The sequence below is a fragment of the Schaalia cardiffensis genome (assembly GCF_016405145.1).
GTDB lineage: Bacteria > Actinomycetota > Actinomycetes > Actinomycetales > Actinomycetaceae > Pauljensenia > Pauljensenia cardiffensis.
This window is the reverse complement of the sequence record NZ_JAEKIA010000013.1, coordinates 54,789-63,318: the sequence shown is the minus strand read 5'-3', so window position 1 is coordinate 63,318 and position 8,530 is coordinate 54,789. Positions and strand designations below refer to the sequence as shown.

Annotated in this window: 5 protein-coding genes; 4 read left to right on the top strand and 1 reads right to left on the bottom strand. The window is 62.2% G+C overall.

Going from position 1 to position 8,530, the window contains the following annotated elements; translation table 11 throughout:
* Positions 1–265: 265 nt before the first annotated feature.
* Positions 266–1,573, bottom strand: a complete 1,308-nt coding sequence (gene trpB, locus JFX23_RS08000) for a tryptophan synthase subunit beta (RefSeq protein WP_198776450.1) — start codon at positions 1,571–1,573, stop codon at positions 266–268.
* Between the two features lie 544 nt (positions 1,574–2,117).
* Between trpB and JFX23_RS07995 the strand changes: the two genes are divergently transcribed.
* The 4 genes from JFX23_RS07995 to ileS all read left to right on the top strand — a co-directional run bounded on the left by JFX23_RS07995 (position 2,118) and on the right by ileS (position 8,180).
* Positions 2,118–3,113, top strand: a complete 996-nt coding sequence (locus JFX23_RS07995; protein ID WP_233050694.1) for a CPBP family intramembrane glutamic endopeptidase — start codon at positions 2,118–2,120, stop codon at positions 3,111–3,113.
* Positions 3,114–3,376: 263 nt separating this feature from the next.
* A complete protein-coding gene (locus JFX23_RS07990) occupies positions 3,377–4,363 on the top strand; it encodes a hypothetical protein (protein WP_198776449.1) in 987 nt (328 codons plus the stop codon).
* A gap of 9 nt (positions 4,364–4,372) precedes the next feature.
* Entirely contained in the window at positions 4,373–4,624 is a 252-nt protein-coding gene (locus JFX23_RS07985; RefSeq protein ID WP_198776448.1) for a hypothetical protein, read from the top strand.
* Between the two features lie 274 nt (positions 4,625–4,898).
* The gene (ileS, locus tag JFX23_RS07980; protein ID WP_198776447.1) at positions 4,899–8,180 is read left to right on the top strand and encodes an isoleucine--tRNA ligase; all 3,282 of its coding nucleotides are present in this window, start codon (positions 4,899–4,901) and stop codon (positions 8,178–8,180) included.
* The last annotated feature ends 350 nt before the right edge of the window (positions 8,181–8,530 follow it).

Sequence of the window (8,530 nt, the reverse complement as noted above, 5' to 3'; positions counted from 1 at the left end):
CGTTCGCGTTCATCGGCGCTCGGCAGATCGGGCACTTGGGGCGCTTGTCAACACTCACCCGCTCATATAGGCCCCACCCCTATGGGGAACGCGACTTTACGCGGTCAGATCAACGAAAAGTCCGGGTCGATGCCACACTTCCTTGCCGGTATCCCCAACTCGAGACGTCCCTCGTAAGTGGGAAGAAACCTTGGGTCGTCCTCGTGGGTGAGAAGAAGCCGGGGTATTCCCTTTGGGGCAAAACTCTTCGGGGCGCTCGCAGGACTCAGAGTTTGTCTGCGACCTGCTCCATGTCTTTATCCCCACGGCCCGAAAGATTCACCAGCAGAAGCGGCACATCCTCGCCCGACTCCTGGGAAGCAGCGAGTTCTCGAGCCATCTTCAAGGCCTGCGCAATCGCATGCGAGGACTCCATCGCCGGGATGATCCCCTCGAAACGAGACAAGGCCTTGAAAGCGTCGAGAGCCTCTTCGTCGGTGATCCCCACGTAGCGCACGCGTCCCGTCTCAGCGAGCATCGCATGCTCGGGGCCGACCGAAGGATAGTCAAGGCCCGCAGAGATGGAGTGAGAGGGGAGCAGATCGCCCTCGTCATCCATCATGACGAAGGAACGCATGCCGTGCAGGGAACCCACACGACCCGCGCAGATCGGCGCCCCGTGCTCTCCTGAATCCAGGCCCTTGCCTGCGGGCTCAACACCGATGAGCTCGACCCCCTCATCCTCAAGGTAGTGGGCGAAGGCGCCGATGGCGTTGGAACCTCCGCCGACCGCTGCGATCACCGCATCGGGCAGACGACCGAACTCGGAGAGGAACTGGGTGCGCGACTCCTCGGAAATCACGGATTGGAACTGACGGACGATCGAGGGGAAGGGATGGGGGCCGGTTGCAGAGCCGAGGAGGTAGAAGGTGTCCTCCAGGCGAGTGCTCCATTCTTCGAGGGCAACGTCAATCGCGTCCTTCAAACCGGCGCTGCCACGAGTCACCGGGACGACACTCGCGCCCATGAGCTTCATTCGCGCGACATTCGGCTGTTGGCGTTCAACGTCGTGGGCGCCCATGTAGATTGTGCATTCCATGCCCATGAGGGCCGCGACCATCGCAGTGGCCGTCCCATGCTGGCCTGCCCCGGTTTCCGCGATGAGACGTTTTTTGCCCATGCGCTTGGCTAAAAGTGCTTGTCCGAGCACGTTATTGCCTTTGTGAGCGCCCCCGTGGGCGAGATCTTCGCGCTTGAGGATGATTCGAGCACCACCCTCTACCGGCAGATTCATGCACTCGTAGATTGGGGTCTCGCGGCCCAGGTAGGTGCGGCGGAGACGGTCGAGTTCCGCATGGAACTCGGGGTCCGCCATCGCCTCGACGTATGCGGCTTCGAGTTCGTCGAGGGCGGGCAGGAGGAAGTCGGGGACTTCCTGTCCGCCGAAGCGGCCGAAATAGGCGGGAAGGATCGTGTCACGCGGGGCGGGGGCAGGAAGGCCGTCAATGTGCCCGGTGGGGACACGGTTCGCGGTTGGGGCGGCTCCAGCGGGGGTGGAGGCTTCGCGTTCGGCGGTGGTGTGGGTTGCGGTCATGGGTTTACTCCTGAGGTACGAGGTCGAGTGCTCAGGCGGGCCCGGACAATGAAAAAGCCCGCCAGAAGGGCGAGCTCAATGGGTATGACTAACTGCGGCTCGCCCCTTAGGAGAGCCACCACCAGTTGCGGGTGCTGCAAGTCATCATGAGGGCGAGAGTAATGGAGGTGATGACCTGCACACAGCTCTGTCCGAATAATGGATAGGGGTGTCGGGTGAGGGCGTTCCGCAGTCGAAACGGGAGGGATCCTTCGTCGTTGTTCCTTGATTGGGAAAGCTGTCTGTATCTGTAGGGGCACGCTGCGTGTGGGGGAGAACAGCTGCGTGTGGGGGGGAGAGCAGCGTGGCGGAGGAGCCCTTGCAAGGACAACAGCTGGTCTCGCCTGCAGTGCAGAGAATGCAGGATCCAGCGCTTCTCATCATGACGAGGACGGTGCTGCGAACCTGAGGGCAGGGCTGCGAATCTGAGGGCAGGGCTGCGAATTTGAGAATGGTACTGCGAGAGAAAGTGCAGGTCATGGTGCTCCTTTGCGACACTGGGAGGATGACGATCTGGACTCCGCCCGAGCGCGCCGATGAGGGCGCCCCACTCATCCCAGCTCCAGGGCCAAAGGCTCTCACGGCACTACCCTCGACGGGAAGAATGCCGATCCTCCAAGGACTCGTCCTCTTCTTCGGGATGGTGGCAGCACAGATCGTCACAACAACGATCAGCGAAGCCCTCGCTATCTCTTTCACAGCGACGACCGTTTTCATCATCCGAGCCCTTGTCACCATGGCACTGGCCGTCGGCGTGTACCTCCTCGCCCTTCGAGTGATCGGCAGGCGCCCCGCCTCGGACTTCGAGCGTCTCAACTGGTGGAAAGAACTCCTCGCTGGACTCGTCCTCGGAGCCCTCCTCATGAGCGCAGTCGTCGCCTCCGCATGGCTCGCCGGAGCCTACCGAGTAGAAGGAATCAACCCGAACGCTCTCGTCGGGACGGCCGCAGCTGACTCCCTTGTCGCCAGTGTCACTGAAGAGATCATCTTCCGTGCAGGCCTCCTCCGCCTCATTGAGCACAGACTCGGTTCCTGGTGGGCTCTGGGACTCACCTCCGCACTCTTTGGCGCCGCCCATCTCATGAACCCCCAAGCCGAGTGGTGGGGAGGCCTCGCGATCGCCCTCGAAGCAGGAGTCCTCCTGGGAGCTAGCTACATCGTCACCCGCCGACTTTGGATGGTCATCGGCCTGCATGCTTCGTGGAACTTCGTCCAAGGTGGAATCTTCTCCTCCGATGTGTCAGGTAACGGCCTGGAGAACACTGGACTCCTATCCGCACGCATTGAAGGCCCCTGGTGGCTCACAGGCGGGGAGATGGGCTTCGAAGGGGCCATCAGCGCTGTGTTCTTCTGCGCGGGGCTTGGCGTCTTCCTGCTCATTGTCGCAAAGCGGCGCGGACTCATCATTCCCGCGCGAGCGTTCCGCTTCGAAGCGATCGGCCCCTGCGGCCCCGTTGACATTGACGAGGACGGAGCTACTCCTCCCAGCTGTTCGCTCTGAACTCGTGTGAATGGCGCAATGACGACGAAAAGCAGATTCTTGCGCGTGGCCGCGACAACGAAAAGGGGTATGAGCTGCAAAGGTGCTCCGAGGGCTCAGGGGTTTTGTTGTCTTGCCGACTCTGAGCCTGTGCAAGTGCCAGAGCTTGGTGATGCTCTCATTTTCACGCTGGGCCGTCCACTCTGAAGGCGAAGGCCTTACGGAACGAAGCGTTCGAGTTTGAGAAAGTGGGGCAGTCCGTGAATACGCTGAGAGTGAGAAGAATGGACAGAAGACGGAGAGAGCCCTTGGAACTCACCCTTGCCAGGGATTATGGCGACGGAGTGGATCTCACCTTGAGTGGAAGGATCGAGGAGCTGCTCCCCATTGCCCTCGCACAGCCACGGGCTTCCATCAGCATCGAATCGGCGCCGAGTCTCAAAGTTCCCTTAGGCTTTCGCTACCTTTACTCCGCCCCCGCCACCTCTCGGTTGTCCCAAGCCAGTGAAAAGAGGACCGCCGAGGCGAGGACTCCCGAGGGGGACATGGGGGAGGCAAGTGCTGTGGGGGAGAGAGTTCCCCTGGGTGAGGCGGAGGAGAAGCCCAGGACCCTTGTCGTGCTCGGAATGAACCCGAACACAGCGGCGAACGCCCGGGCGGGAAGGCTGATCGATGATGCGACCACCCGGGATATTCGGGCTCTCGCGGCCAATCCGCTCACCACACCGGGAAAACACCCCTTCACGCGCGTCCTCTTCCTGACGATGGGCCCCTTCAGGGGAATCATCAACAAGGGAGGGCTCGCTATCGCCGATGCACTTGCGGATTTCGCCTTCTACGAGGCGCAGCACACAGTCAACATGCACTTGATTCCGGCGGTCCTCGAATCCGTGCTTCTTGACGAAGGATGCCTCGACGTCCTTGCCATGTGGGGCACTACCGGTGACAAGGCGAGCGGCCGCTTCGCACTCCCCGGCGTCCGCGATCTAAGACACGCGCTCTTGGCGCTCGCGGACCAAGAAAACGTGCGCTGGTACAGCTTCGGACTCACCAGTGTGGGAGCTCCCCGCAACTACGCCGGGCTTCGCTACCTCAAAGGAATGAGTGTTGTACAAAAGGCCCTCCGCACTTACACCCTCACCCCTCAGACTCTGCAAGCATTCCACTGCGAAAGCGCGTGGCTCTCCTTGAATGATCCGAGGGCCAGAATGGATCGGGCGGCTCTCGAAGGCGCCCTCCGCCTACCTAAGGGCGTCGCGTCTAGGAGCTGAGAAGTGTGCATGCAGTCGCCAACTCATCACTTCATCTCGCATCAGGGGGTGTCTCCTTTGCCCCTCACCGAGGACCCCCACGCTTCCGGCACCGCCGAGGAGATACCCACCAGCCGCGCCATGAACGCCCCGACCTCGTCCTCGTGCCTCCCACCTCGTCCTTGGGACTCCGGCCCTCGTCTTCGGAACCCCGCCCTCGTCACAAAGACTCCGCACCTCAACGCCTGGGAGCACCCCGCCACTGAGGCCCAACCCACGTGAGCGGATGCGCGTCCACGCGCTTCTCTCAGTTAGACTCGAGCCCGACGCTGAACCGGCCCCATGTCGCCCACGAGGAGGCACGGGGATATCACCGGGGAGTCTTCGGAAGAACAGGCGCGCTCGCGCGCCCCATTAGAACCGAACGGGTCAGCCCGTCACAGCTGAGAATCAAGCGGCCTCGCCCTCGACAATCGAAGGAGAGGCAAGCGGGGTGGTACCGCGGGTGCCGGCGTCGCCGGTCCTCGTCCCTGTGCAACGAACAGACGAGGACACCATGACGAAGCACGGCTACTACCCGCGCCACCGCGACACCGAAGTGGACGCGAACCCGTCCTTCCCACAGATGGAAGGCGAAACACTGGCCTTTTGGGCCACCAACGACACCTTCCAAAAGTCCATTGACAATCGTCCAGCGGGCGAAGGCGGACAAAACGAATTCGTCTTCTACGACGGCCCGCCCTTCGCCAACGGCCTCCCGCACTACGGACACCTCCTCACCGGCTACGTGAAAGACACCGTCGGCCGCTACCAGACCATGCTCGGCCACCGTGTCGAACGCCGCTTCGGCTGGGACACCCACGGCCTGCCCGCCGAACTCGAAGCGCAGCGCATCCTCGGCATCGAAGACGTCACAGAAATCACCCGCGAAGGCGGCCTCGGCATCGGCGCCTTCAACGAGGCCTGCCACAGCTCCGTCCTGCGCTACACCGACGAGTGGGAGGACTACGTCACCCGTCAGGCCCGCTGGGTCGACTTCAAGAACGACTACAAGACCCTCGACCCCGAATACATGGAGTCGGTCATCTGGGCGTTCAAGACCCTCTACGACAAGGAACTCGCCTACGAGGGCTACCGCGTCCTGCCATACTGCTGGCACGACCGCACGCCGCTGAGCAACCACGAACTCAAAATGGACGACGAGGTCTACCAGGATCGTCAGGACAACACCGTCACCGTCGGCATGCGCCTGACCGAACCGATCCTCGAAGGCGCAGAAGACAGCGAACTGGTGCTCATCTGGACGACCACGCCCTGGACGCTCCCCTCGAACCTGGCCGTTGCCGTCGGCCCAACAATCGACTACGCGGTCGTGCGCGTCGCAGACGACCTCGAATCGCCCCTCGCCGGTCAGCGCGTCATCCTCGCTGAAGCCCGCCTGGGCGCCTACGCGAAAGAACTTGGAGAAAACCCCGAAATCGTCGCACGCCTGAAGGGTTCAGACCTGGCGGGTCGCAGCTACCACCCGATCTTCGACTACTACGACAACGCCGAACACCGCTCCGAAGGCGCAGCCCCCGGTCCGAACGGCTGGAGCATCATCCCCGGCGACTACGTGTCCACTGAGGACGGCACCGGCCTCGTGCACATCGCCCCCGCCTTCGGCGAGGACGACATGTTCGTGTGCATGGAGGTCGGCATCAAGCCCGTCATCCCCGTCGACGAGGGCGGATGCTTCACCTCTGAAGTCACCGACTACGAGAGCCTGCAAGTCTTCGAAGCGAACAAGCCGATCATCGTGGACCTTCGCGACGGCTCGGGCCCGATGGCTCGTATCCCTGAGGAGCGGCGCGCCGTCCTCGTCCAGCAGAAGTCCTACGTGCACTCCTACCCGCACTGCTGGCGCTGCCGCAAGCCCCTGATCTACAAGGCCGTGTCCTCCTGGTTCGTGAAGGTCACCGCGATCCGCGACCGCATGGTGGAACTCAACCAGGGAATCACCTGGGTTCCCGAACACACGAAGGACGGAATCTTCGGCAACTGGCTCGCAGGCGCGCGCGACTGGTCGATCTCGCGCAACCGCTTCTGGGGAGCACCGATCCCCGTGTGGCGTTCGGACGACCCGAACTATCCGCGTGAAGACGTCTACGGCTCCTTCGCCGAACTCGAACGCGACTTCGGAGTGAAAGTCGACAACCTGCACCGCCCCTTCATCGACGAACTCGTTCGCCCCAACCCGGACGACCCGAGCGGCAAGTCCATGATGCGCCGCATCCCCGACGTTCTCGACTGCTGGTTCGAATCCGGATCAATGCCCTATGCGCAGGTCCACTACCCCTTCGAGAACGCCGAATGGTTCGAGTCGCACTACCCGGGCGACTTCATCGTCGAATACATCGGTCAGACCCGCGGCTGGTTCTACACCCTGCACGTCTTGGCGACCGCCCTCTTCGATCGTCCGGCGTTCACGAACGTCGTCTCGCACGGCATCGTGCTGGGCGACGATGGGCGCAAGATGAGTAAGTCGCTGCGCAACTACCCGGACGTGAACGGAGTGTTCGACTCCTACGGCTCCGATGCGATGCGCTGGTTCCTCATGAGCTCACCCGTCGTTCGCGGCGGCAACCTCATGGTCACGGACGCGGGCATTCGCGACACCGTCCGCCAAGTGCTCTTGCCGATCTGGAACGCCTACTACTTCTTCACCCTCTACGCGGGAGCCGCGAACAAAGGTGAAGGCATTGAAGGGCGCCTGCTCGACCTCGGTGACCCACGTGTCGTTGACGGCCTCGTCGAAATGGACCGCTACCTGCTGGCGCATACGCGAGACCTCGCGAGCGGCGTGAAGGCGAGCCTCGACGAATACGACATCGCGAAGGGCTGCGAGCTGGTGCGCGACTACCTCGACGTGCTGACGAACTGGTACGTGCGCACTCAACGCCAGCGTTTCTGGGACGAGGACCAGGCGGCTTTCGACACGCTGTACACGGCTCTGGTACGCCTCATGGAGGTCGCCGCGCCGCTGCTGCCCCTGCTGACCGAGGAGATCTGGAGGGGCTTGACCGGCGGCGAGTCTGTGCACCTGGTCGACTACCCGATCCTGCCCGAGGCCGTGGCCAACGATGCCCTCGTCGCCGCGATGGACGAGGTGCGTGATGTTGTGTCTTCTGCCCATGCGTTGCGCAAGGCGAACCAGTTGCGCGTGCGTCAGCCTCTCCAGGGCTTGCGGGTCGTGTCCGAGCAGGCTGAGGCGCTCTCCTCCTTCTCGGGCCTTATTGCTTCCGAGGTCAATGTCAAGGATGTGCGCCTTTTGACTCCGGCCGAGTCTGGCCTGTCGGTTTCCACTGAGTTGTCCCTCAACCCGCGTGCCTTCTCGCCTGAGATCCGCAAGCTCACGTCGCAGCTCTTCAAGGCCCAGAAGGCGGGGGAGTGGCAGGTGTCCGAGGACGGGGCGTCTTGCGTCTTTTCCGGCGTTATGGTCGAGGGCACACCTGTTTCTTTGAGCGGCGAGCAGTTCAGTGTGACGACCTCGGTGAACGCCGACGAAGGACAAGTCGCGGACGTTTTGGCGAATGGCACTTTCGTCGTGCTCGACACTGAGCTCACGCCCGAGCTCGAGGCCGAGGGGTATGCGCGCGATGTCATCCGTGCCATCCAAGATGAGCGTAAGAACGCGGGCCTGCATGTCGCCGACCGCATTGACCTTACGCTCACTGTGCCTGCGGAGCGAGTCGGCGCGGTTGAGACGCATCGCGAGATGATTGCCCACGAAACCCTGGCCCTCTCGGTGTCGGTCGAGGCAGGCGAGAAACTAAGCGTGAGCGTCGCGAAGCGCTGAGTTGAGCGCGCATGATCCGGCGGGGGCCGGGGTGGATCAACACCCTGGCCCCCCGCTTTGCGTGCTGCTCCCGCTTTGAACGCTGCTCAGGGCCGCTCCATCCCCATCTGAGGTAAGGGGTATTCCCTGAGGCTTGGGAACAGGTCGGGTGCGTTCGTTGAAGCTCTGAGCCTTATAATCAACAAGCCGACATATCAGTTAGATCGGTCTGCCTTTCGGTTATAGCCTGTTCCCCTGTGCTTGTTTATACTCGCGACCTGTGCTGAGAATTGATATGAGACAAAATGGTGTGTGAAGAATTTGTATGGATCTACAGATGTTGCCGTGGTTTAGATGCTTGCAGGGTCTCG